We start from the raw sequence: 22,433 nt of genomic DNA, 5'->3' as shown, positions 1-22,433 counted from the left end.
CCCCGGAGTATTTCGACCAAAAAGAAACATCAGGCGGGTGCCAGCGTGCTGCGCACCTCGTCGAGGATACGCTTGGCCTCGGAGCCCTGCATCCGGGCGATATCGTCCTGATATTTCAGGATCGCGCCGAGCGTATCGGCGATCACCTCGGGGCTAAGGCTGATCACGTCGAGCGCCAGCAGGCATTTGGCCCAGTCGATGGTCTCGGCCACGCCCGGTTTCTTGAACAGATCCTCGGTGCGCAGCGCCTGCACGAAAGCCACCACCTCGCGGCTCAACTGCTCGGCCGCCTCGGGCGCGCGGGCCTGCAATATCTCGATCTCGCGGTCGAAAGTCGGATACTCCACCCAATGATAAAGACAGCGGCGTTTCAGGGCATCATGCACCTCGCGGGTGCGGTTCGATGTTAGGATCACGATCGGCGGCTCGGGCGCGTGGATCGTGCCAAGCTCCGGAATCGTAACCTGAAAATCCGAAAGCGCCTCCAGCAAGAACGCCTCGAAGGGCTCGTCGGTGCGGTCGATCTCGTCGATCAGCAACACCGGCGCGCCGCCCGCTTGCGGCCGCATCGCCTGCAGGAGCGGGCGCTCGACCAGATAATCCTCGGTGAAAAGCTCATCCTTCAGATGTCCGCGATCCACGCCCCCTGCGGCCTCGGCGGTTCGGATGGCGATCATCTGTTCGGCGAAATTCCATTCATAGACGGCGCTTGCCGCATCCAACCCCTCGTAACATTGCAACCGGATCAAACGCCGCCCCAGACCTGCCGCGATGGCCTTGGCGATCTCGGTCTTGCCGGTGCCCGCCTCACCCTCGAGGAACAGCGGCCGCCCGAGGGTCAGCGCGAGATAGGTCACCGTGCCCAAGGCGCGCCCACAGACATAATCCTGTCCCGCCAGCATGTCCTGAACTGCACCGATGGATGTGGGGTTTTGCACGCTCTCGCCTCCGCTGCACCTTGCCTGCGCTCATCAAGTGCATCGCAACTGCCCATCGGTCAAGGGCGCAGACCTCACACAAAGGTCGCAAATCCGCGCGGAAAGCTCTTGGATTCTCCCAAGTTTTGCCCCAATGCGAGGCCATGTTTAACCATATTAATGGACGGCGCAGACCGACCACGCGTGACCGAGGGTTCAAGCAGTGATGCAAGACAGCGCCGATATATCCAAGGCCGATCTTTCCGGGCTGACCTGGGAGGCTTGGATCGAGCAGGTCGACACGCTGGCAGGCGATGACGGCTATTGCCAGCCACTGGGCGACAGGCACGCTGCCCTGCTGATCGAGCGCAAGCCGGTTCTGCTGGTGACCTTCGAGAGTTTCAATCGCCTGCCCGACAGTTCCGCCACCGCACAGCCCTTTGGCTGGTCGATGATCGAGCGCTTTGGCTGGTCACATCTGTGCCTGCTCAGCCACGGCGACACATGGTTTCGCGACACCCGTGTCTATGGCTATTTCGACAGGCTGATCGACGACGGCTTTTTCGATGAATTCGATCAAGTGATTTTCTACGGCGCGGGGCCCTGCGGCTATGCAGCGGCGGCCTTTTCGGTCGCCGCCCCCGGCGCGCGGGTGGCGATGCTCAGCCCGCAGGCGACACTCGATCCGCGCGTCGCGGAATGGGACGACCGGTATCTGCACATGCGCCGCACTGCGTTCACCGACCGCTACGGCTATGCCCCCGACATGCTCGATGCCGCCGACGCAGCCGTCCTGCTCTATGATCCGGAGGTGGAGCTTGATGCGATGCATGCCGCGCTCTTCACCCGCGCCAATGTGGTCAAGTTTCGCACCCGGTTCCTCGGCTACCAGATCGCGCAGACCCTGCAACGCATGGGGCTTATCGCGCAGCTGCTGGCCGCGCTCAGCGAGGCCCCCCTCACACCGCTCGACATCGCGCGGATGTGGCGCGCCCGCCGCGAGGAGACCCCCTATCTCGCCAACGTGATGCGCCGTCTCATTGCGGATGAGCGCTATCACCTCACGGTGCTGCATTGCCGCAACGCCATCGCCCGCAAGGTCGGCGGCCCGCGCTTTCGCAAGGCGCTCGGCATGGCCGAGGCGCGACTTGCGAGCACCACCGATAGCACCGCCTGACCCTCTGGTCTTGGCGCGCGCGATTGTGTATGCGCATGGGCCATGACACAGACCCTGACCCTCCGCCATCCCGACGACTGGCACCTGCACCTGCGCGATGGCGCGATGCTGCGCGCCGTCCTGCCCGAAAGCGCCCGCCATTTCGCCCGCGCCATCATCATGCCCAATCTCGTGCCGCCGGTGGTCACGTCCCATGACGCCCATGCCTATCGCGACCGGATCATGGCGGCGCTGCCTGATGGCGCGGATTTCACCCCCCTGATGACGCTCTACCTCACAGAGCAGACCGACCCCGATGACGTCGCCGCCGCCCACGCGAGCGGCCTCATATCGGCGGTCAAACTCTACCCCGCAGGGGCCACCACCAACTCCGCCTCGGGCGTGCGCGACTTTGACAAGGTGCGGCCGGTGTTCGAAAAAATGGCCGAGATCGGCCTGCCGCTCTGCGTGCATGGCGAGGTGACCGATGCGGATATCGACATCTTCGACCGCGAAGCGGTGTTCATCGACCGTGTGCTCGATCCGGTCCGCCGGGCCACGCCGGGGCTGCGCGTGGTCATGGAACATATCACGACGCGGGACGGTGTAGACTATGTCAAGGCGAACGACCGCGATCTCGCTGCCACCATCACCACCCATCACCTGGTGATCAACCGCAACCACATCCTCGTGGGCGGGATCAAGCCGCATTACTACTGCCTGCCTGTGGCCAAGCGCGAGGAACACCGCCTCGCCCTGCGCGCCGCCGCCACGTCGGGCGACGGGCAGTTTTTCCTCGGCACCGACAGCGCGCCGCATACCGACCCCCTGAAGGAAAGCGCCTGCGGTTGCGCAGGCTGCTTCACCGCCTCCAACACCATGTCGATCCTCGCCCATGTGTTCGAGGAAGAACGCGCACTTGACCGGCTCGAAAGCTTCACGTCGCTCAACGGCCCTGCCTTCTATGGCCTGCCTGCGAACGATGCGCAGATCACCCTCACCAAGGGCGACGCGGTCATCTATCCTGACAAGATCGAAACAGAGGACGGCCCCGTCACCGTATTCGACCCCGGCTTTGCGCTGCACTGGCAGGTGAGCTGATCTTCATCTTGCCCAAAATATTCCCGCCGGAGGCATCAAATCTCTTCGGCGCACCGCCCAACCCAAGGACCACGCCATGATCCCCGCCACCTACCCGCCCAAAGCCGAAATCGCCCGCCTCACCGCCCGCATGCTGCTCGAAATCGGCGCGGTGCATTTCAATGCGGACGAGCCCTTCACGCTGGCCTCGGGCCTGCCCTCGCCCACCTATATCGACTGCCGCAGGCTGATCTCCTACCCGCGCATCCGCAGCACCTTGATGGATTTTCTCACCGTCACCGTGATGCGCGAGGCAGGCTTCGAAGCGTTCGACAACATCGCGGGCGGCGAAACAGCGGGCATTCCCTTTGCCGCATTGGTGGCCGAACGCATGGCCCTGCCGATGACCTATGTGCGCAAGAAGCCCAAGGGTTACGGTCGCAACGCCCGCATCGAAGGCGCGATGAGCGAGGGACAACGGGTGCTTCTGGTGGAGGACCTCACCACAGATGGCGGCTCGAAGCTCAGCTTTGTCGATGCCATCCGCGAAACCGGGGCGAGTTGCGGGCACACCGCCGTGATCTTCTATTACGGCATCTTCCCCGAGACCGAGAAAACCCTCGGCGATCACGGTGTCGCCCTGCATCATCTGTGCACCTGGTGGGACGTGCTGGCAGAGGCCCGCGATCAGGGATCAATCAACGCCGACACCCTCGATCAGGTCGAGGAATTTCTGCGTGATCCCCGTAAGTGGCAGGAAGCAAACAAGAAATAAAATCCTGTTCCGACGCGGTGGATAACCTGCATCGCGAATCGAAATCGCCCTCCAGATATGGTAGTATAACAGGCGCGCACCACAGAATGCGGGGCGCGAACAGGCAGGGGCGGCTTATTCAGAGGGTTATCCCGGCAACCATCCACAGGCTTATACATGTGGCATGCGCGCGGGCTTTGGCTTAGAACACCCGAACGCCAAAAAGACAAAGACGACAGGGACAGCAGGCATGAACGAGGTCAGCGTATTCAATCCAACCGGCACCGAGATTCAGGCCGCCGAGACGATGCCGCATTCGATCGAGGCAGAGCAACAGATCCTCGGCGCGATCCTGACCAATAACGATGTCTATGACCGCATCGCTGCCATCATCGGCCCGCAACATTTCTACGACCCCGTCCATGCCCGCATCTACGAGACCGCCGCCGCGCGCATCGCCAAGAATAATCTTGCCTCGCCAGTCACCCTGCGCGCCTTTCTCGAAGAAGATGAGGGGCTGCAGGAACTCGGCGGCGCGAATTATCTTGTGAAACTCGCCGGTGCCGCGATCTCGACCTATGCCGCGCGTGACTATGCGCAGATGATCTATGATCTCGCGATCCGGCGCGAACTGATCGCGCTCGGCCATGACATCGCAGGCAAGGCCGCCCGCGTCCATGTCGACAGCGAGCCCAAGGACCAGATCGTAGAGGCAGAACAAAAGCTCTACCAATTGGCCGAGCAGGGACAATCCGAATCCGGTTTTCAAAGCTTTCTCAAGGCCGTAACCGACGCAGTGAATGTCGCCAACGCGGCCTATCAGCGCGAAGGCGGGCTCGCGGGCGTCTCCACCGGCCTGCTCGACATGGATGGCAAGCTGGGCGGGTTGCACAAGTCCGACCTGCTGATCCTCGCCGGGCGTCCCTCGATGGGCAAGACCTCGCTCGCCACCAACATCGCCTTCAACGTCGCCCGCGCCTACAAGAAAGGCACCCGGCCCGACGGCACGCAGGGCGCCGTGGATGGCGGCGTCGTCGGATTTTTCTCACTGGAAATGAGCGCCGAACAATTGGCAGGCCGGATTCTGGCCGAAGCGTCCGAGATTTCCTCGCACAAAATCCGTCAGGGCGACATGGACGAGGAAGAATTCCGCCGCTTCGTCGAGGCCGCCAAATCGCTCGAATCCTGCCCCCTCTTCATCGACGACACTGCGGCGATCCCGATCTCGCAACTCGCCGCCCGCGCCCGCCGCCTCAAGCGCACCCACGGGCTCGACCTGCTGATCGTCGACTACCTTCAACTGGTGCGCGGCACCTCCGAGAACCGCGTGCAGGAAATCGGCGAAATTTCCATGGGTCTCAAGGCGATCGCCAAGGAACTCGACATTCCGGTACTGGCCCTGTCGCAGCTCTCCCGCCAGGTCGAAAGCCGCGAGGACAAGCGCCCGCAACTGTCGGACCTGCGCGAATCCGGCTCGATCGAACAGGACGCCGACGTGGTGATGTTCGTGTTCCGAGAAGAGTATTATAAGGAGCGCGAAAAGCCCGGTGATCACGAGATGGAAAAGATGGCCGAATGGCAGGAAGCCATGTCGCGTCTGCACGGCAAGGCCGAGGTGATCATCGGCAAGCAGCGGCACGGTCCCATCGGCACGGTCGAGCTCAGCTTCGAGTCGCAATTCACCCGGTTCGGCAATCTCGTGAAACCATGGCAACAGGGCGGCGGCGCGGAATTCTGAGGCCTCAACGGACCATCGTCATGCCGTCACCCGCGCGGCCGCCTCGATGTCCGACAGCGCGCGTTCCACCAGTTCCGGCCCCGCATCGGGCCGCGTCGCCCCTTCCGACAACGTCCTGCGCCAGCCCCGTGCCCCGGGCCGCCCAGCAAACAGCCCCAACATGTGCCGCGTGACCTGGTTCAGCCTGCCACCGTTGGACAGATGCGACTCGATATAGGGGAGCATGGCGCGCACCGCCCCTTCCGCAGTGCTGTCAGGTCCCTTTGCGCCAAAGATCCGCCGGTCCGCCGAACAGAGGATATCGACGGGTTGATGATAGGCCGCGCGCCCCACCATGACCCCGTCAAGACCTGCGTCCAACAGGTCAACCGCCTGATCCAGATTGGTAATTCCGCCGTTGATCGAGATATGCAAGTTCGGGAAAAGCATCTTCATCCGCTGCACCAGATCGTAATCGAGCGGCGGAATATCGCGGTTCTCCTTGGGGCTGAGCCCCTGCAGCCATGCCTTGCGCGCATGGATTTGCACCCGCTCACAACCCGCCGCCACGATCCGCGACAGGAATTCCGGCAGCACCGCCTCGGGGTTCTGATCATCGACCCCGATCCGGCATTTCACGGTCACATCCACATCGACCACATCCCGCATCGCCGCCACGCATTGCGCCACAAGCCCCGGATCCTGCATGAGAATCGCGCCAAACGTGCCCGATTGCACCCGGTCCGACGGACAGCCGCAATTAAGGTTGATCTCGGCATAACCCGCCTGCGCCCCAAACCGCGCCGCCCGCGCCAACTCCGCTGGGTCAGAGCCCCCAAGCTGCAAAGCCACGGGATGCTCCTCCGCGCTGTGCTCAAGCAGATGCAACGCACCGCCACGCACCAGCGCGGGCGCAGTCACCATCTCGGTGTAGAGCAACACATGCCGACTGAGCAGCCGGTGCAAGTACCGACAATGCCTGTCGGTCCAATCCATCATAGGGGCACAGGACAGGCGCGCGGCCGCGGTGGCTGCGTTGTTGGGCATTAAAGATCTCCTCGGGACCGCGCGTATTTGAAACAGACCCACTGTGCACATCATACGCACACGGCACCTGCCCTTCCACCCCACCCCGCAGAAAGACAGGAAGACGGTGGCGTTCGGGCAATCGGACGCTAGCTTGAAGACGACATTGCCATTGGTGCAAACGCGCCCCTCGCCCGCTCAGATGTCCAGCGTGTTGTCCTTTTCCCATTGGGTGAAATGCGACACATAGGCGTTCCATTCCTGCATCTTTAGGGTCAGGAACGCAGAAGCAAACGCCTCACCCATCGCCGCCTTCAATGCCTTGTCCTTGTCATAGGCGCGCAGCGCGTCGAGCATGTTGAGCGGCAGGCTGGGCGCGCCGCGCACCTTGTGGCCTTCGGCATACATGTCGATGTCATGGCGCTTGCCCGGGTCCGCCTGCGTCCGCAACCCCGACAGCCCCGCCGCGATGATCACCGCCTGCAGCAGATACGGGTTGGCCGCGCCATCGGCCAGGCGCAACTCGAACCGGCCGGGGCCGGGAACGCGCACCATGTGGGTGCGGTTGTTGCCGGTCCAGGTGACGCTGTTGGGGGCCCAAGTTGCCCCGGACGAGGTGCGCGGCGCATTGATGCGCTTGTAGCTGTTGACTGTCGGGTTGGTGATCGCCGCCAGAGCGCTGGCGTGTTTCATGATCCCGCCGAGGAAATGCTTGCCGCGCTCCGACAGGCCGACCTCGCCCGTCGGGCCGTCACCGTCACCGGCAAAGACATTGGTCGCCGCCGCGTCTCCGGGCGCGTCCCAGACCGAGACATGGACATGGCAGCCATTGCCGGTCAGCCCTTCGACGGGCTTGGGCATGAAGGTGGCGCGAAAGCCATGGCTCTCGGCCACCGACTTGACCATGAACTTGAAGAAGGAATGCTTGTCGGCGGTCTTGAGCGCGTCGTCGAATTCCCAGTTCATCTCGAACTGGCCGTTCGCATCCTCGTGGTCGGTCTGGTACGGGCCCCAGCCGAGATCAAGCATGTAGTCGCAGATCTCTCGTACCACGTCATAGCGGCGCATCACCGCCTGCTGGTCGTAGCACGGCTTTTCGGCGGTATCGAACGGGTCGCTGATCCGGTCACCCTCGGGTGTCAGCAGGAAAAACTCGGCCTCGACCCCGGTCTTGACGTACAGGCCCTCGTGGGCGGCCTCGTCAATCAGCCGCCGCAACACGTTGCGCGGGGCCTGCGCCACGTCCTCGCCCTCCATCACGCAATTCGCGGCGACCCATGCCACCTCCGGCTTCCACGGCAACTGGATGACCGTGGACGGGTCTGGAAGGGCCAGCATGTCAGGATGCGCCGGTGTCATGTCGAGCCAAGTGGCGAACCCGGCAAACCCGGCACCGTCTTCCTGCATGTCCGCGATGGCCTGCGCCGGGACCATCTTGGCGCGTTGGCCGCCGAAGAGATCGGTGAAGGAAATCATGAAATACTTGACGCCCGTGTCGGTGGCGAATTTGGCGAGATCCATGGTCATGCGCTCTGTTCCCTGTTGTCTGTCATCGAATTGAAAAAGGCGCAGCATCGGTGCCGCGCCTTCGGAGGTCTCCTAGAATGCCGGGCCGGGCTTGCCGGGCCACCAATCGGTTCCGGCCAACGGCACCTTTGCCATCGCCGCCGCTTCCATCGTGAGCGCGCAGAGGTCCTCGGGCTCGAGGTTCTGCAGCCTGTTCTTGCCGCAGGCGCGCGCGATGGTCTGGGCCTCGAGGGTCATCACCTTGAGGTAGTTGCGCAACCGCCGCCCGCCCTCGACCGGATCGAGCCGCGCGGCAAGCTCCGGGTTCTGCGTGCTGATGCCCGCCGGGTCATTGCCTTCGTGCCAGTCGTCATAGGCCCCGGCGGTGGTGCCGAGTTCGCGGTACTCGTCTTCCCATTTGGGATCGTTGTCGCCGAGCGCGATCAGCGCCGCCGTGCCGATCGAGACCGCATCCGCCCCAAGCGCCATGCACTTGGCGACATCCGCCCCGCTGCGGACACCGCCCGAGACGATCAACTGGACCTCACGGTGCATGCCAAGATCTTCCAACGCGCGGACGGCCTCGCGGATACAGGCGAGTGTCGGCATGCCGACATGTTCGATGAACACGTCCTGCGTGGCCGCCGTGCCGCCCTGCATCCCGTCGAGAACGACCACATCTGCGCCCGCCTTGACCGCCAGCGTGGTGTCGAAATAGGGCCGCGCACCCCCGATCTTGATGTAGATCGGAACACGCCAGCCGGTAATCTCGCGCAACTCCAGGATCTTGATCTCAAGGTCGTCCGGCCCCGTCCAGTCGGGGTGGCGGCAGGCCGAACGCTGGTCGATGCCCTTGGGCAGATTGCGCATCTCTGCGACGCGGTCGGTGATCTTCTGCCCCAGCAGCATGCCCCCGCCGCCGGGTTTCGCGCCCTGCCCGACCACGACCTCGATGGCATCCGCCTTGCGCAGGTCATCGGGGTTCATGCCGTAGCGCGACGGCAGGTACTGGTAGACCAGCGTCTTTGAGTGGCCCCGTTCCTCTGGCGTCATGCCGCCGTCGCCTGTGGTGGTCGAGGTGCCCGCAAGCGTGGCCCCCCGGCCAAGCGCCTCTTTCGCGGCACCCGAAAGCGCGCCGAATGACATGCCTGCGATGGTGATGGGAATGTCGAGTTCTACTGGGTTGCGGGCATGGCGCGTGCCAAGCGTCACCGAGGTGTCGCAGGCCTCGCGGTAGCCTTCGAGCGGATAGCGAGAGATCGACGCCCCAAGAAAAAGCAGGTCGTCGAAATGCGGCACCTTGCGTTTCGCACCGCCACCGCGAATGTCGTAGATACCGGTGGCCGCCGCGCGGCGTATCTCGGCGTTCACGCTCTGGCTGAACGTGGCTGATTGAATGGGCGGGGTGCGCGGGGCGCCGCTGTGATCGTCTTTCATGGCAGCCACCTCAATACGCGTTGTCGATGTTGAAATTGTAGAGTTGCCGGGCCGACCCGTAGCGCCTGAACTCCTCGGGTCTGGCATCGCACCCGCCGCGTTCGAGAAGATCAGCCAACAGCGCGACATGCTCCGGGCGCATGTCCTTCTCGACACAGTCGGCTCCCAGCGACTTGACGGATCCGCGCACGAAGAGCCGCGCCTCATAGATCGAGTCGCCCAGCGCATCACCCGCATCGCCGCAGACGACAAGATTGCCCGATTGCGCCATGAAGGCCGACATATGCCCGACATTGCCATGCACTATGATGTCGATGCCCTTCATCGAGATGCCACAGCGCGACGACGCATTGCCTTTGATCACCAGCGTGCCGCCATGGCCGGTGGCCCCGGCATATTGCGAGGCGTCGCCGTCGATCACGACCGTGCCCGACATCATGTTCTCGGCCACCCCCGGCCCGACAGAGCCCCGGACATTGACCGTCGCCTGCTTGTTCATCCCCGCGCAGTAATAGCCGGTGGAGCCTTTGACGGTGACCTCGATGGGTGCGTCGAGACCGACGGCAATCGCGTGGCTGCCGCGCGGGTTCTCGATATCCCAGGCAGTGCCGTTGGTCGCCCCGGCCTGCGCCTGAAGCGTGGCGTTCAAATCACGCAGCGGCGTGACTGCCATGTCGATGATCTGCATCTTACGCGGCCTTTTCCGTTGGGGTGGAGGTGTCACCGTGGCTCCAGAAATAGACGGTCGCGGGTTCCGGTTCCCACACGCGCGCCTGCTCGATGCCCGGCAGGTTCACCAATGCGCGGTATTCGGAGCCGAAGGCCACATATTGATCGGTTTCCGCCATCACGGCGGGTTTGCAGGCAATCGGGTCGCGCACCACGCCGAACCCGTCCTTGGTGCCGAAAACAAAGGTGAAGAAACCGTCGAGATCGATCAGCGAGCCTTCCAGCGCCTCGCCCAGCGTCGCCCCGTTCTGCATGCGCCATGTCAGGTAGGCCGCGCCGACCTCGGTATCGTTCTCGGTCTCGATATGCATGCCCTCGCGCCGCAGCTTGCGGCGCAGGCGGTTGTGGTTGGACAGCGACCCGTTATGCACGAGGCATTGATCTGGCCCGGTGTTGAACGGATGCGCGCCCATGGTCGTGACCAGCGACTCGGTCGCCATGCGGGTATGGCCGATGCCGTGCGTGCCGGACATGGCGCGCAGGTCGAACCGCTCGGCGACCTCGGTGGGCAGACCGACCTCCTTGTAGATCTCGACCGTATCGCCCGACGACATCACCCGGATATCGGGGTTTATCCCGGCGAGCGCGGCAGCAGCTTCGGCAAGTTGCCCGCGCGGGAGTTCGAGAACCGCATGAGTGTCCTTGCGACGCAGCCGCACATCGAGCCCGAGCGCGGCCCCAAGATCCGCCTCCAGCGTGGCGAAGGCCTGATCGGGCGTGTCCGACTGGACCGTCAGCTTTGACACCGCCGGATTGTCGGCACCGTATATGGCGATGCCGGCGCTGTCGGGGCCACGATCCGTCATGGTGATCAGCATGTCCGTCAACATCGATCCAAGCCGCGGTTCAAGCGCCTCGTCCTTCAGAAAAAGCCCGACAATTCCGCACATTCGCGTCTGCTCCATGTCATGATTCCGCCCCTTGGGGTATCTCTCGAAAAAGCTAGCATCACGACACGTGACACGCAACAAAAGTGAAAAAAGTTTCCCTTAAGGCAATATCTCTCGCGTCATTCCTTGGCGCGTCCGCCTAAAAAAGCGGCACCGCTCCGGATCACTTGCGCTGCGGATAGCTGATGATCGACAGATACCGGATCGGGAACTTGATCAACTCCTCGGGACCATGCGGCGCGTCGGCGTCAAAGAACAGCGTGTCCCCCGGCTCCAGACGATAGGCATCGCTGCCATGGCGATACCCGACAATGCCGTCGAGCATGTAGATCATCTCGATCCCATCATGCTGGAAGGTCTTGAACGTGTCGGACTCGTCGTTCAGCACGATCAGGTAGGGCTCGACGATCACGCCACTGTTGTTCGATCCGATATGGCCGAGCAGCTTGTACTGGTGCCCAGCCCGCGTGCCCGCCCGTTCGGTCTCAACCCCCTCCCCCGCTTTCGTGTGCACCGCCTCGCGCCGCTCCTCGTACTGCTTGAAGAACGCGGTCAGCGGAACCGACAGGGCATTCGCCAGCGCCTGAAGCGTCGTCAGCGACGGTGAGGTGTTGCCGTTCTCGATTTTCGAGAGCATGCCGATGGACAGGTTCGTCAGCGCGGACAGTTCCGCCACCGTGATGTTCTGCTTCTTGCGAAACGCCCGGACCTCGCGCCCGATCGCAACTTCGAGAACCTTTTCCTTTTCCTCCAATCCCTTATGGGGATCCTGTGTCAGCTTGGCCAAGTTTTCCGCCTTTTGGATGTTCATGATCACGATGCTGTCGCGACTATAGGGACATTCCGGCGACAATCCCACGGTTTGATTGCCGCTCAGGGATTGCCCCAAAACCGCGTCACACAGGAAAAATCCATGCAATCATTCACGTCATCAACATCTATTGCGGCGTGCCGCAGACGCAGGAATGGATAACGCGCCAAGGCAATCAAACGCGCGGATGGACCCTCAGGCCATGAAATGCCCCGGCCATCCATAGGACAACCGGGGCATTGGATCAGGCGACCAAGAAATCCGCCTGCGTGTCGAGCCCGACAATCAGCGGATCGTGGTCGGAGGAGGCGACCACGTCCTCGCTGAAGGAGCCGGCATCGTTGAAGCGGCTGTTGTAGTTCAGCAGATCAGGCTCTTGTGCGTTGATGTGCCACTCGGTCACGCCGGTGACGAGCCCGGCGATATCGTCCGAGGCGAGCGCCTGATCGAGCGAGCCCTGCTGGCCGTCGAAGATGAAGCTGAACGCGTCTTCCTGACCGATGAAGCTGTCGATCAGATCGAAATAATCCGGGTCCTCGGCGATGGTCTGGACCGGGTCTTCCTTGGCATAGGCGTTGAAATCACCCAGAAACAGGGCGTTTTCCGTGCCGGTGCCGTAAGGTCAACGTATAGAAATTGTGTCAAACACGGCGATTGGGCGATCCCGCTCCGAGTGGCTTGCGGCACCATCGAATCTGACCGCTCGACATCGCCGCAGACCGCGTAGTCTCAGACTGTGGGGCAAGTGGTGGACCCATCAGGATTCGAACCTGAGGCCTCTGCCTTCGGAGGGCAGCGCTCTATCCAGCTGAGCTATGGGTCCACTTGGAGCACCGTATAGCGGGGCCATTGCGACCCCGCAATCGTAAATTCAGCCGAAAAGCTCGTGGGCCAGTTCAAGAGCGTCGATCAGCGCATCGACCTCGGCACGGGTGTTGTACATCGCGAAAGACGCACGACAGGTGGCCGTGACGCCCAGGTGATCCATCAGCGGCCCGGCACAGTGATGGCCCGCGCGCACCGCTACCCCCTTCTTGTCGAGGATGGTGGAAATGTCATGCGCATGCGCCGCCCCGTCCATGGTAAACGAAAAGATCGCCGCCTTGTCGGGCGTGGTGCCCTGCACGCTCAGCCAGTTGAGGCCCGCGAGACGTTCCTGCGCGTAGTGACACAGATCGTCCTCGTGGCGCGCGATATCCGCCATGCCGACGCCCATCATGTACTCCAGCGCGACCCCAAGCCCGATGGTCTGAACGATGCCCGGCGTGCCTGCCTCGAATTTCATCGGCGGGTCGTTATAGCTCACGGCGTCCTTGCTGACCTCGCGGATCATGTCACCGCCACCCATGAAGGGGCGCATTTCCCTGAGCCGCTCGGTCTTCACGAAGATCGCGCCAGAGCCCGAGGGACCATAGAGCTTGTGCCCGGTGATGGCGTAGAAATCGCATCCCAGATCGTCGACATTCACCGGCATATGCACCGCCGACTGAGAGCCGTCCACGAGTACCGGCACGCCCTTCTCGCGCGCTGCATCACAGATCGCCTTCACATCAACCTTGGTGCCCAACACATTGGAAAGATGCGTGATTGCGATCAGCTTGGTCTTGGGCGTGATGGCGTCGATGATCTTCTGCGGGTCGAGATAACCGCGCGAATCCACGTCCACCCATTTCAGGGCGACGCCCTGCCGCTCGCGCAGGAAATGCCAGGGCACGATATTGGCGTGATGCTCCATCACCGACAGCAGGATCTCGTCGCCCGCTTCCATCCGCGGCATGGCCCAGCCATAGGCGACCATGTTGATCCCCTCGGTGGTGCCGGAATTGAGCACGATCTGCTCCTCATCCGCCACGCCGAGAAACCGCGCGATGATGCCGCGCACACCCTCGTATTTCTCGGTGGCGAGGTTGCTGAGGTAATGCAGTCCGCGATGCACGTTGGCATATTCATGAGCATAGGCCGTGGTGATCGCGTCGATCACCACCTGCGGCTTCTGCGCCGAAGCCCCGTTATCGAGATAAACCAATGGCTTGCCGTTCACGTCTCGTGCGAGAATCGGGAAATCGGCGCGGATCTTTTCTATATCGAGCATCTCAGCCCCCTCCCATCACGACAACACCGACAAGGCTCAGGAACGCGCTCAGCCCGACCGCCATCGCCACGAGCGACAGAAGGATCACCCCTGCCGCCTTGAACATGTTGCCGAACCGGTGCGCGGCATCGACAAAGCTTATCAGTATGTAGATCCCCCACACCGCGGCGACGATCACGGCAAGCGCCCCCAGCACGGGCGCGACAAGAACCAGAACCAGCACGCCCACCTGCACCAGCAGCCGCAACACTTGCAACCATGTCAGCAGGACCAGGATGTCGTCCATCGATCCGGGCGCCCCCCCCAGACCCTGCCCCACGTAATGGAGCGCGATCACAGTGATTGCCAAGGCCCCGAACAGGAAAACTGCGAACAGGATCGGCGAATGAAACGCGGGCGGCATCAGGGACGCCGAGGGATCGGTCGGCGGGCTGAGTTGCAGCGACAGCGAGTAGACGATCGAATTCAGGATCGACAAAAGCGCAAGCGCCATCCACAGCCCCTGCCTTGGCAGCCGCATCTCGATCAGCGCACGCGCCGCCTCCTGCGGCTGAAACAGGGTCTGCCGCACCAGGTCCTTGAATTGATCGGGTATCATGCGCTGCTCCATTCCGCCTCTCGCAGACCGGATAGCCAGAACCAGCCGAAAACACCACACCAGATCAGCCCGACGCCCTGCAATCCCGGCCCGGGGCCGACAAAGCCGGCCACCAGCCCGTGCAACAGGATCAGCGGGCTTGCCGCCAGGAACGCCCAGAACAGCGCCAGCCGCGCGCCATAGGCGGTGCCACGCCCACCGCTCAGCCGCGCGATCCCGTGGCTGATCAGCGCAATCGCATAGAGCAGGAGCGGCGCGATAAAGAGCCACGCCATCAGCGCACCGCCCAGAAGCGGGTTGAGGTCCCGTTCGGCCAGATGCGCCTCTCGTGCGAGGCGCGGCCATTGCGCGACGAAGACCACGACGCAGGCGCCTACCAGCATCACCAGCGCGCGATCCTCGCGCTCGCCCATATCCAGCAGTCGCCGCACCACCCGGCGCGGCCCGCGATAGGTGGCGACGATGTCGCGGGTGACCGGCATCAGCCCTTGCGCCAGTCCAGCCAGGTCGCCAGCTGCCCGTTGATCTCTTCGCGCAGGGCGTCGTCCTCGATCTCCTCGACCGCCTCGGCGACAAAGGCGAGGGTCAGCAGGTCCGTGGCGATATCCTTCGGAAGCCCCCGTGCGCGCAGGTAGTAGAGCGCATCCTCGTCGATCGCACCCGAGGTGGAGCCATGCGAACAGGCCACGTCATCGGCATAGATTTCCAGTTCCGGCTTGACCAGGAACTCACTGTCGCCATCCAGCAGCATCGACTGGCTGATCTGATAGCCATCGGTCTTCTGCGCGCCGGGCTTGACCAGGATCTTGCCCTGGAACACGCCGACAGCACCGTTGCTCAGCACCTTCTTGAAGACCTGACGGCTCTCGCAGCGCTCGGCGTCATGGGTGATGAACACCGTGTCATCCTGATGGAAATCGCCATCGCCCATCGCAGCACCGGCCACATGCGCCACCGCATCATCCCCGGTCAGCGTCACCACGCATTCATTGCGCGTCAGCACACCGTTGGCGGTCAGGGTAAAGCATTTGAACACGCTTTCGCGGCCCAGCCGGGCAAAGAGATTGGTGACCGCGCGCCGCTCGTGGTCGCGGCCCTGCGCACGCACCACGTGCAGAGTGCCGCCATCGGCCACGTCGACCTCCATGCAATTGTTGAACCGCGCCGCCGCCGGCCCGTTCTCGAGGATCGTCGCACAGGCCCCCTCCTCGACCCGCACCACGTGATGCAGGAACACGTCCGACGCGGTCGCCTCATGGGTATAGATCAGGTTGATCGGCTTGCTCGGGCGTCCGGTCACCCGAATGGTCACGCCGTCGCCCGCATAGGCGGTGTTGAGCGCCGCCAGTGGCCGGTCCACTGGCACCTGACCGGCCGCTTCCAGCGTGCCGTAGAAATCCTCGGCCCAGTGCTCAGTGCTGCAACAGACATCTTCCAACCGGTCGATCACGACCCCTTCCAGCGTCAGGTCATCCGACAGTTCGGGATCGAACATCCCGTCCACGAAGACAATCTTGAGCCGGTCAAAACTGTCGAACACCGGCGCTTCGCCATCGTCGAACAGCGCCGCCTGCGGCGGCTCGGGCTGCACCAGAGTGTCGGGCCGGGTGAATTTCCAGTATTCATCGCGCCGATGAGGCAGGCCCATACTGCGCAACCGCGCCAGCGCCTCTTGCCGCGCCTCGGAGGTGCAGCCGACATCGGGCACGACCATCGACGCCAGCCGCGCCTCGGTGGCCGAATGCTTGGTATCGTCCAACGCCATCACGCCACCTCTGCCTTCAGGTTTTCATAGCCGTTCTTCTCAACCTCGAGCGCCAGTTCCGGCCCGCCGCTCTTGATGATCCGGCCTTCGGACATGATGTGCACCACGTCCGGCCTGATGTGATCCAGCAGGCGCTGATAGTGGGTGATCACCAGAAACCCGCGCCCCTCATCGCGCAGCGCGTTCACACCCTCGGCCACCAGCTTCATCGCATCCACATCGAGGCCCGAGTCGGTCTCGTCGAGAATGCACATCTTGGGCGCCAGCATCGCCATCTGCAGGATTTCGTTGCGCTTCTTCTCACCGCCCGAAAAGCCCACATTCACCGGCCGCTTGAGCATGTCGGCGTCGATCTTGAGGGTCTTGGCCTTCTCGCGCACCTCCTTGAGGAAATCGGCGGCGCTCATCTCGTCCTGCCCGCGCGCCTTGCGCTGAGCATTTACGGCGGTGCGCAGAAAGGTCATGTTGCCCACGCCGGGGATCTCGACCGGATATTGAAACGCCAGAAAGAGACCCTCGGCGGCGCGCTCTTCGGGCTCCAGCGCCAGCAGATCGACCCCGTCGAGCGTGGCCGAGCCTTGCGTGACCTCATAGCCATCGCGCCCCGACAGAACATAGCTCAGCGTCGATTTGCCAGACCCGTTCGGGCCCATGATCGCATGCACCTTGCCCGCCTCGACGGTCAGGTCCACACCCTTGAGAATGCTCTTTTCCTCGTCTTCAAGATCGACGTGCAGGTTTTTGATTTCCAACATTTTATTATGTCCTTCCTATTGTCTTCGCGGCGTCAGGGCCGCTGCATCATCTCTATCGTCGTCAAGAGCATCTCCGGCCGCAGCGGCAGCGGGGCCACCTCGAATTCGGCCATCCGCCCGATCACCCGGCGCGGCGCGCCGATGAATTGCTCGATCCGGTGATACTGCTTGCGCGGCACGTAATCGTCGAAGAGCAGCGTCACGGGCCGCGTCGTGTGCAGCGCCACGGCCATCGCACAGCCCACCCGGAACCGCCCGTCGACCAGCACCACGTCGGGCTGCCCGACCGTATCCAGATCCCAGACCGCCAGCGGATACCGCGCATAGCGCGACCAGCCGCTTTGGTCCTTGGGAAAGCCCCATGCCTTGGTCGGCCCGATATCGGACCAGATCACCTCGACCGTCGTGCCTTCGGCGGGCGCGGTCATCGCGAACCAGTCGCGCATCATCTGCGCCCAGTCCGTGTCGCTCTCGACCGAGATCACCGTCTTGCCCGGCATCTCGGCGGCCATCACGGTCGATCCGCCAGAGCCATATTCGAGGATCACCGCCGCCTGCTCATAGGCATCCCGCAGATGCGCCGCCTCCGCCTCGGGCAGCGTCAACTCGGGCCGCTCTATGCTCACCGCGTCCTGCATGTCAGCCAGGCTCACCGGCGCGCGCCCGGTCGATCAGGCGCACCATTGCGATAGTCAGCACGCTCCAGCACAGGAACAGGCCCAGTCCGATGATCAGTTCGACCATCTCGGCCCGCTGCGCGGCGATCATCCCGTTTTCCACGCATTCCGCGACAATCTCATCATGCCCGAGCGCCAGCAGGAAGATCGTGAAATGCCCGAGGATCAACAGGCCAAGCCGCCGCCCCTCCTGCCGCAAACGCGGCGGAAACCGCGTCAGCCACGCAATCGCAAGCCGCTGCGGGCCGTTGATGGTGCCCTGCCCTGTCATCAGCCAACAGACCCTTCCAGCGAAATCGCCACCAGTTGCTGCGCCTCCATGGCGAACTCCATCGGCAGCGCCTGCAACACGTCGCGGCAGAAGCCGTTGACCACGAGCGCTACCGCCTCTTCCTCGTCCATCCCGCGCGAGCGGCAATAGAACATCTGGTCGTCATCGACCTTGGAGGTGGTCGCCTCATGCTCCACGCGGGAGGAGTTGTTCTTGACCTCGATATAAGGCACCGTATGCGCCCCGCATTTATCGCCGATCAGCAGGCTGTCGCATTGCGTGTAGTTGCGGCTGTTCTTGGCCTTGGGATGCATCGACACCAGCCCGCGATAGGTGTTCTGCGCCACCCCGGCGCTGATCCCCTTGGAGACGATGCGCGAGCGGGTGTTCTTGCCCAGATGGATCATCTTGGTGCCGGTATCGGCCTGCTGATGGTTGTTCGCGATGGCGATGGAGTAGAACTCGCCCTGGCTCTCGTCGCCGCGCAGGATGCAGCTGGGATATTTCCACGTCACGGCAGAGCCGGTCTCGACCTGCGTCCACATCACCTTGGCCCGGTCGCCCCGGCAATCGGCACGCTTGGTGACGAAATTGTAGATCCCGCCCTTGCCGTTCTCATCGCCCGGATACCAGTTCTGCACCGTGGAATATTTCACCTCGGCATCTTCCTCGACGATGATCTCCACCACCGCGGCATGCAATTGGCTCTCGTCGCGCTGCGGTGCGGTGCAGCCCTCGAGATAGCTCACGAACGATCCCTTGTCGGCGATGATCAGCGTCCGCTCGAACTGCCCTGTATTCTCGGCATTGATCCGGAAATAGGTGCTGAGTTCCATCGGGCAGCGCACGCCCGGCGGAATGTAGACGAACGAGCCATCCGAAAAGACCGCCGAATTCAGCGTCGCATAGAAATTGTCCGACACCGGCACGACCGACCCGAGATACTTCTTCACCAGTTCCGGGTGTTCCTTGATCGCCTCGGAGATCGAGCAGAAGATCACCCCGGCCTTGCGCAACTCGGCCTGAAACGTGGTGCCGACGCTGACACTGTCAAACACCGCATCGACCGCCACCTTGCGGCCCTCGGCGGGCGCATCCTCGGCCCCTTCGACCCCGGCAAGGATCATCTGTTCCTTCAGCGGAATGCCCAGCTTGGCATAGGTTTCCAGCAGCTTGGGATCGACATCATCCAGCGATTTCGGCTTCTCGGCCATGCTCTTGGGGCGCGCATAGTAATACTGCGCCTGAAAATCGATCGTGGGATAATCGACCATCGCCCAGTTGGGCTCTTTTTTCTCCAGCCAACGCCGATAGGCCGCCAGACGCCAATCGGTCATCCACTCCGGCTCTTCGTTCTTCGACGAGATCAGCCGCACGATGTCCTCGTCGAGGCCCATCGGTGCGTAATCCATCTCGATATCGGTGTTCCAGCCGTGCTTGTAGGCACCGCCCACCTGCCGCACCGCATCGACCGTCTCCTGATCAACGCCTTCCTTGACTTGGGTCTCGTCCAAAGCAACCATCGGCTATCTCCCTTCTTCTCAGGCCTTGCGCGCCTGATGTTTTGTGCAGCGCGTCAGCCAGCTTTCGGCAAAGCGCATGATCTCGTCTTCCGTCACATCCGGCCCCAGCGAGACGCGGATCGCGCAACTGGCATGGGCCTCGTCATAGCCCATCGCGCGCAACACCCGGCTCGCTCTGACCTTGCCACTCGAACAGGCGCTCCCCGCCGAAATCGCAAAGCCTGCAAGGTCCATTGCCATGACCTGCGTCTCGCCCTTCCAACCCGGCGTTATGAAGCAGCTTGTGTTGGGCAAACGCACCGAGTCTTTCCCGACAAAAATAGTCCCGTTCCCAGTCTCTGCAATAGTTGATTCTAGAATCTTTCTAAGTTTTTCGACCCGATCCCAGACCCCCGCCGCCAGATCGCGCGCCGCCGCCTCTGCGGCCGCGCCGAATCCGGCAATGCCGATCACGTTCTCGGTGCCCGCGCGGCGGCCCATTTCCTGCCCGCCGCCCCGGATCTGCGCCGCAAGATCGGTGCCACGCCGGATCACCAGCGCGCCCACGCCCTTGGGTCCGCCCAGCTTGTGCGCCGACACCAGCGCCATCTGCGCCCCCGACCAGTTGAACGCCACTGGCAGCTTGCCAAAGCCCTGCGTCATGTCGCTCACCGCCAGCCCTTCGGGCAACTCCTGCACCACGCCGGTCTCGGAATTGGCCAGTTGCAGCGCCGACTGCGCGGGATCCACCACCGTCACCCCACCAGCGCCGTCCACCGCCAGGTTCTCAGCGATCCAGGCCCCGACCGCATCATGCTCGATCGCGGCCCCGCTCAGGCCGCGCCCGGCACAGGCCAATGCGGCGCCTTCCGTGGCCCCCGAGGTAAAGATCACATCCGCCCCTTCAGCCCCAAATGCCGCGGCCACCTGCGCCCGCGCCCGCTCCACCAGCCCCTTGGCGGCGCGCCCCTCGGCATGCACGCTCGACGGGTTGCCCATCAGGTCCATGGCCTGGATCATCGCGGCCCGCGCCTCCGCGCGCAGCGGGGCCGTCGCATTGTAATCGAGGTAAACCCTGTCCATGCCTGCCGTTTCTTTATGGTTGCAATACTCCGGGGGCGTGGGGGCTGCCCCCCACCCGTCCCAAGGGTTTAGTCCTCGTCCACCACCGAAAAGAGATGCGGCACCGCCGGGCACGGAGCCAGCGAATTGCCCGCCACGTCACTCAGCCTTGTCTGATGCAGGAATACATAGACCTGCGCGCTCAGCCCTTCCCACAGCCGGTTCGCCATAGATTGCGCGCGCGACCCGCTCGCCCCACCCGAGGCGCCCGCGCCCTTGTGCAGCGCATCCACCGTCTCGTCGACCGCCGCGAGCACATCGGCCACCCGGATTTCGGTCGCGGGCCGCGCCAGCCGGTAGCCACCGCCGGGCCCGCGCACCGAGGTCACAAGTTCCGCCCGCCGCAGCTTGACGAAGAGCTGTTCGAGATAGGGCAGAGAGATGTCCTGCCGTCGCGACACCTCGCCCAAGGTGACCACCTCGCCATCGGGTTGCAGCGCGATATCGACCAGCGCCACCATTGCGTAACGCCCCTTGGTGCTGAGTTTCATGGGCCTCTCCCCTCGCGAACAGATTGACCTTGCGCGACGCAGGGCTTATCTCGCTCTGAGCCAGTCCGGCACTGACCGTAATTTAGAAATGTTCTAAGGTGGTCGAGCGAATTCGTCAAGATTCTCTCCAGCCCCCGAAACAAGGACAAAAGGGACCCTATGCCCGAGGTAATCTTTCCCGGCCCCGAAGGCCGTCTCGAAGGCCGCTACCATCCGCAAGCCGACAAGGACGCACCGATCGCCATCGTGCTGCACCCGCATCCGCAATTCGGCGGCACGATGAACAACAAGGTCGTCTACAACCTGCATTACGCCTTCTACAACATGGGCTTCACCGTGCTGCGCTTCAACTTTCGCGGTGTCGGGCGGTCTCAGGGTGAATACGATCAGGGCGTGGGCGAGTTGTCGGATGCGGCCTCGGCGCTTGATTACCTGCAATCCATGAACAACAACTCCAAGCATTGCTGGGTCGCGGGCTTTTCGTTCGGCGCGTGGATCGGCATGCAGCTTTTGATGCGCCGCCCCGAGATCACCGGCTTCATCTCGGTCTCGCCGCCGGCCAACATGTATGATTTCAGCTTTCTCGCGCCCTGCCCCGCCTCGGGCCTGATCATCAACGGCAGCCATGACCGCGTCGCCCCCCCGGCGGACACCACCGCGCTGGTCGGCAAACTGCACGAACAGCAAGGCATCACCATCACCCATGAAGAGGTCGAGGGCGCCGACCATTTCTTCCGCGACCCCTATATGGACGGCATGATCGACACGGTCTCGACCTATGTCAAACGTCGCCTGACCGAGAGCACGCGCTAGGGGGCCGTCCGATGGGTATCACCGAGGATCTTGCAGACGAGTTGGCCCGCGACGTCATCAAGGCGATCGACGCCACCGGTGACGAGGATCTCGTGTCCGATATGCAGAAGGTGCTCGGGGCCACCTCGCAGACCGCCGAAGAGGCGTTTCTCACCGCCCTTCGCGTGCGCCGCGCCAATATCAAGGCGCGGGCGCTGCTGATGGACAAGCTCAAGAAATTCAAGGCCGCGAAAGAGTCTGGCAAGGGCGACGGCTGAACGGTCGGGCGCAATCTTTGCGGTTTTGGGCCTGGAGCGGACATTGGAGCTCAGCACTAATGCGCGG

25 protein-coding genes and 1 tRNA gene are annotated in these 22,433 nt (G+C 63.1%); 7 read left to right on the top strand and 19 right to left on the bottom strand.

Features of this window, described 5'->3' with window-relative positions; all coding sequences use genetic code 11:
* Window positions 1-29: 29 nt before the first annotated feature.
* Complete coding sequence (locus BMX04_RS00420; RefSeq protein ID WP_139194456.1) at window positions 30-938, bottom strand: AAA family ATPase; 909 nt, start codon at window positions 936-938, stop codon at window positions 30-32.
* Window positions 939-1,143: 205 nt separating this feature from the next.
* On the opposite strand from BMX04_RS00420, the gene BMX04_RS00415 reads away from it, so the two are divergent.
* The 4 genes from BMX04_RS00415 (at window position 1,144) to BMX04_RS00400 (ending at window position 5,645) form a co-directional block, all read left to right on the top strand.
* Complete coding sequence (locus BMX04_RS00415) at window positions 1,144-2,094, top strand: phosphoadenosine phosphosulfate reductase (RefSeq protein ID WP_074784143.1); 951 nt, start codon at window positions 1,144-1,146, stop codon at window positions 2,092-2,094.
* A gap of 42 nt (window positions 2,095-2,136) precedes the next feature.
* The gene (gene pyrC / locus BMX04_RS00410) at window positions 2,137-3,174 is read left to right on the top strand and encodes a dihydroorotase (protein WP_074784140.1); all 1,038 of its coding nucleotides are present in this window, start codon (window positions 2,137-2,139) and stop codon (window positions 3,172-3,174) included.
* A gap of 76 nt (window positions 3,175-3,250) precedes the next feature.
* Entirely contained in the window at window positions 3,251-3,928 is a 678-nt protein-coding gene (locus BMX04_RS00405) for an orotate phosphoribosyltransferase (protein WP_074784137.1), read from the top strand.
* Between the two features lie 229 nt (window positions 3,929-4,157).
* Entirely contained in the window at window positions 4,158-5,645 is a 1,488-nt protein-coding gene (locus BMX04_RS00400) for a replicative DNA helicase (RefSeq protein WP_050662196.1), read from the top strand.
* 18 nt (window positions 5,646-5,663) lie between these two features.
* Here BMX04_RS00400 and dusA read toward each other — a convergent pair whose 3' ends face one another.
* From dusA to BMX04_RS19280, 7 genes are all read right to left on the bottom strand, one after another.
* The gene (gene dusA, locus BMX04_RS00395) at window positions 5,664-6,671 is read right to left on the bottom strand and encodes a tRNA dihydrouridine(20/20a) synthase DusA (RefSeq protein ID WP_074784134.1); all 1,008 of its coding nucleotides are present in this window, start codon (window positions 6,669-6,671) and stop codon (window positions 5,664-5,666) included.
* A 177-nt stretch (window positions 6,672-6,848) separates the two neighbouring features.
* A complete protein-coding gene (glnT, locus tag BMX04_RS00390; RefSeq protein WP_074784680.1) occupies window positions 6,849-8,177 on the bottom strand; it encodes a type III glutamate--ammonia ligase in 1,329 nt (442 codons plus the stop codon).
* Between the two features lie 72 nt (window positions 8,178-8,249).
* Entirely contained in the window at window positions 8,250-9,593 is a 1,344-nt protein-coding gene (locus BMX04_RS00385) for an FMN-binding glutamate synthase family protein (protein WP_074784131.1), read from the bottom strand.
* Window positions 9,594-9,603: 10 nt separating this feature from the next.
* Window positions 9,604-10,281 (bottom strand): GltB/FmdC/FwdC-like GXGXG domain-containing protein, encoded by a 678-nt coding sequence (locus BMX04_RS00380; protein WP_074784128.1) that lies wholly within the window; start codon window positions 10,279-10,281, stop codon window positions 9,604-9,606.
* A gap of 1 nt (window position 10,282) precedes the next feature.
* Window positions 10,283-11,212 carry a class II glutamine amidotransferase gene (locus BMX04_RS00375; RefSeq protein ID WP_074784125.1) on the bottom strand — a complete coding sequence of 310 codons (930 nt, stop codon included), beginning with the start codon at window positions 11,210-11,212 and terminating at the stop codon, window positions 10,283-10,285.
* Window positions 11,213-11,375: 163 nt separating this feature from the next.
* Window positions 11,376-12,023, bottom strand: a complete 648-nt coding sequence (locus BMX04_RS00370; protein ID WP_074784678.1) for a helix-turn-helix domain-containing protein — start codon at window positions 12,021-12,023, stop codon at window positions 11,376-11,378.
* A 244-nt stretch (window positions 12,024-12,267) separates the two neighbouring features.
* Window positions 12,268-12,426: a hypothetical protein gene (locus BMX04_RS19280; RefSeq protein ID WP_175477305.1), complete on the bottom strand. Its 159-nt coding sequence runs from the start codon at window positions 12,424-12,426 to the stop codon at window positions 12,268-12,270.
* Between BMX04_RS19280 and BMX04_RS00365 the strand changes: the two genes are divergently transcribed.
* A complete protein-coding gene (locus BMX04_RS00365) occupies window positions 12,412-12,750 on the top strand; it encodes a hypothetical protein (protein ID WP_074784122.1) in 339 nt (112 codons plus the stop codon). The genes BMX04_RS19280 and BMX04_RS00365 overlap by 15 nt on opposite strands.
* A 19-nt stretch (window positions 12,751-12,769) precedes the next feature.
* Here BMX04_RS00365 and BMX04_RS00360 read toward each other — a convergent pair.
* From BMX04_RS00360 to iscR, 11 genes are all read right to left on the bottom strand, one after another.
* Window positions 12,770-12,846: transfer RNA gene (locus tag BMX04_RS00360), tRNA-Arg, on the bottom strand.
* 48 nt (window positions 12,847-12,894) lie between these two features.
* Entirely contained in the window at window positions 12,895-14,115 is a 1,221-nt protein-coding gene (locus tag BMX04_RS00355; protein ID WP_074784119.1) for a cysteine desulfurase, read from the bottom strand.
* Window position 14,116: 1 nt separating this feature from the next.
* The gene (locus BMX04_RS00350; protein WP_244888440.1) at window positions 14,117-14,713 is read right to left on the bottom strand and encodes a YIP1 family protein; all 597 of its coding nucleotides are present in this window, start codon (window positions 14,711-14,713) and stop codon (window positions 14,117-14,119) included.
* The gene (locus BMX04_RS00345; RefSeq protein WP_074784113.1) at window positions 14,710-15,195 is read right to left on the bottom strand and encodes a YIP1 family protein; all 486 of its coding nucleotides are present in this window, start codon (window positions 15,193-15,195) and stop codon (window positions 14,710-14,712) included. Before BMX04_RS00345 ends, BMX04_RS00350 begins: the two co-directional genes overlap by 4 nt.
* Window positions 15,195-16,478, bottom strand: a complete 1,284-nt coding sequence (locus BMX04_RS00340) for a SufB/SufD family protein (RefSeq protein ID WP_074784110.1) — start codon at window positions 16,476-16,478, stop codon at window positions 15,195-15,197. Before BMX04_RS00340 ends, BMX04_RS00345 begins: the two co-directional genes overlap by 1 nt.
* Complete coding sequence (gene sufC, locus BMX04_RS00335; protein WP_074784107.1) at window positions 16,478-17,233, bottom strand: Fe-S cluster assembly ATPase SufC; 756 nt, start codon at window positions 17,231-17,233, stop codon at window positions 16,478-16,480. Before sufC ends, BMX04_RS00340 begins: the two co-directional genes overlap by 1 nt.
* 32 nt (window positions 17,234-17,265) lie before the next feature.
* The gene (locus BMX04_RS00330; protein ID WP_074784104.1) at window positions 17,266-17,871 is read right to left on the bottom strand and encodes a hypothetical protein; all 606 of its coding nucleotides are present in this window, start codon (window positions 17,869-17,871) and stop codon (window positions 17,266-17,268) included.
* A gap of 1 nt (window position 17,872) precedes the next feature.
* A complete protein-coding gene (locus BMX04_RS00325) occupies window positions 17,873-18,181 on the bottom strand; it encodes a hypothetical protein (RefSeq protein WP_050662182.1) in 309 nt (102 codons plus the stop codon).
* On the bottom strand, window positions 18,181-19,704 hold the full coding sequence (gene sufB, locus BMX04_RS00320) for a Fe-S cluster assembly protein SufB (RefSeq protein ID WP_074784101.1): 1,524 nt from the start codon (window positions 19,702-19,704) through the stop codon (window positions 18,181-18,183). The genes BMX04_RS00325 and sufB overlap by 1 nt, the downstream gene beginning before the upstream one ends.
* 18 nt (window positions 19,705-19,722) lie before the next feature.
* Window positions 19,723-20,766: a cysteine desulfurase family protein gene (locus tag BMX04_RS00315; protein WP_074784098.1), complete on the bottom strand. Its 1,044-nt coding sequence runs from the start codon at window positions 20,764-20,766 to the stop codon at window positions 19,723-19,725.
* A gap of 68 nt (window positions 20,767-20,834) precedes the next feature.
* A complete protein-coding gene (iscR, locus tag BMX04_RS00310; protein ID WP_074784095.1) occupies window positions 20,835-21,296 on the bottom strand; it encodes a Fe-S cluster assembly transcriptional regulator IscR in 462 nt (153 codons plus the stop codon).
* A gap of 159 nt (window positions 21,297-21,455) precedes the next feature.
* On the opposite strand from iscR, the gene BMX04_RS00305 reads away from it, so the two are divergent.
* Together BMX04_RS00305 and BMX04_RS00300 are read left to right on the top strand one after the other, a co-directional pair.
* On the top strand, window positions 21,456-22,109 hold the full coding sequence (locus BMX04_RS00305) for an alpha/beta hydrolase (RefSeq protein WP_074784092.1): 654 nt from the start codon (window positions 21,456-21,458) through the stop codon (window positions 22,107-22,109).
* Window positions 22,110-22,120: 11 nt separating this feature from the next.
* Entirely contained in the window at window positions 22,121-22,366 is a 246-nt protein-coding gene (locus BMX04_RS00300; RefSeq protein ID WP_050662187.1) for a hypothetical protein, read from the top strand.
* Window positions 22,367-22,433 lie beyond the last annotated feature (67 nt).

It is taken from the genome of Roseovarius tolerans (assembly GCF_900109855.1).
GTDB classification, from domain to species: Bacteria; Pseudomonadota; Alphaproteobacteria; order Rhodobacterales; family Rhodobacteraceae; genus Roseovarius; species Roseovarius tolerans.
Note: the sequence above shows the minus strand (reverse complement) of the source record. Positions and strands in the feature narration are given on the sequence as shown.